The organism is Chitinophaga sp. (genome assembly GCF_036566945.1).
GTDB lineage: Bacteria > Bacteroidota > Bacteroidia > Chitinophagales > Chitinophagaceae > Chitinophaga.
Genome location: NZ_DATCVJ010000594.1, coordinates 1 through 1,924, shown reverse-complemented (window position 1 = coordinate 1,924; position 1,924 = coordinate 1). Strand labels below are relative to the sequence as shown.

2 protein-coding genes are annotated in these 1,924 nt (G+C 48.5%); both read left to right on the top strand.

Features of this window, described 5'->3' with window-relative positions; translation table 11 throughout:
* On the top strand, positions 1–1,225 hold a 1,225-nt coding region (locus VIP81_RS18110), incomplete at its 5' end, for a glycoside hydrolase family 2 TIM barrel-domain containing protein (RefSeq protein ID WP_331964082.1).
* A gap of 9 nt (positions 1,226–1,234) precedes the next feature.
* Positions 1,235–1,924: alpha-L-fucosidase (locus VIP81_RS18105; RefSeq protein WP_331964077.1), on the top strand; the 690-nt coding region annotated here is incomplete at its 3' end.

The window sequence follows — 1,924 nt, the reverse complement described above, 5'->3', positions numbered from 1 at the left end:
TACTATCATTGCAGCCGGACATACCATTGACGCCGTTACGCAGCCGCTGGGTATCCGCCGTTTTGAAGTGGTGCCGGGCAAAGGCTTTTTCCTGAACGGGCAACCTTATGCCATGCACGGCGTTACCCGCCACCAGGAATGGCAGGACTGTGGCAACGCCCTACGCAATGAGCAGCATAAAGCTGACCTGGATATGATCCGCGAAATAGGCGCCACCACCATCCGCTTCGCACACTACCAGCAATCGGAATATCTCTACTCCCAATGTGATAGCATGGGTTTTGTGATCTGGGCAGAGATACCCTTTGTGAATAACTTCTCCGGAAAAGAAAGTGAAAACGCCCGGCAACAACTCACAGAACTGATCCGGCAAAACAGGAATCACCCGGCCATTTATGTTTGGGGCATGCACAATGAAGTGTATTCCAAAACACCGGATGAACATGTAGCCGTGTTAACACGACAGCTCAATGACCTGGCTAAAACAGAAGACCCGGGCAGGTATACCGTAGCCGTAAGTGGCTATGGCGAAATGAACCGCCCTGCTAACCTGGCAGCAGACATACAAGGTATGAACCGCTACTACGGCTGGTATGAAGGAAAAATCGGCGACATAGAACCATGGGTTACCGGATTAGAAAAAAATTATCCTGACTATAAACTCATGCTCACCGAATATGGCGCGGATGGAAATATTAACCAGCATACGGATAGTCTTTCGGAAGATTTTGATCCGGTAAGCGGACAATTTTTCCCCGAAACCTACCAGACAGCCACACATGTAAAACAATGGTCTGTTATAGAAAAACACCCGTACATTGCTGCCTCCTATTTGTGGAATATGTTTGAATTTGCCGTTCCTATGTGGAACCGGGGTGGCGTAAATGCCAGAAACCTGAAAGGGCTGATCACCTACGACCGCAAGCAGAAAAAAGATGCATTCTACTGGTACAAGGCCAACTGGAATCCCGAGCCGATGATCTACATCGCAGCGCGTCGCAACAATATCCGCCGGCAGGCACAGGTGAACGTAGAAGTATTCAGCAACCTGGATACCATCACGCTGACCCTCAATGATGGCAAGCCGGTAACCGGCCACCATGGTGCCAACAAACGGGATTTTATTTTTGACAACATCACCCTGAAGACAGGGGTAAACACCCTGAAAGCAACGGGCATTCATAACGGTAAAGTATACACGGATACCATTACCTGGACTCATTAACTGATGACGATGAAAAAATTTTGTACGGCTGCTGCCAGCGCATTGCTGTTGCTACAACTACACAGCCAGGCCCAAACCACCACACCAGCAAAAGATACGATGGTGCTGGAACACGGTGCACACCGCATCGGCAACAGAACCGATGCCGACATGGAACACTGGAGATCCCTGCGTCTCGGACAGTTCATTCACTGGGGCGTATATGCCATTACCGGCGGCGAGTGGAAAGGCAAAACCTATAACGGCGCAGCAGAATGGATTCGCTCCTGGAAAGAAATGCCGAAAGCCGATTATGATAACTTATACAAACAGTTTAACCCGGTGAATTATAACCCGGACCAATGGGCCCAACAAGCCAAAGACATGGGTACCGGCTATATGATCATCACCACTAAACACCATGATGGTTTCTGTTTATGGCCAAGTAAGTATAGCCGCTACACGATAGCTTCTTCTCCCTGGAAAAAAGATATCATTGGCCCCATGGTAACCGCATACAACAAAAAAGGCATCGATGTATTCCTGTACTTTTCTATCATCGACTGGAATCATCCTGATTACCGCGCTTCGCTGAAAACACCGGCGGATAGTCTTGCTAACAAACGGTTCCAGGTATTTGTAAAAAATCAGTTGCAGGAATTACTGCTGAAGTATCCCACCATCAAAGGATTTTGGTTTGATGGCACCTGGGACGACTCC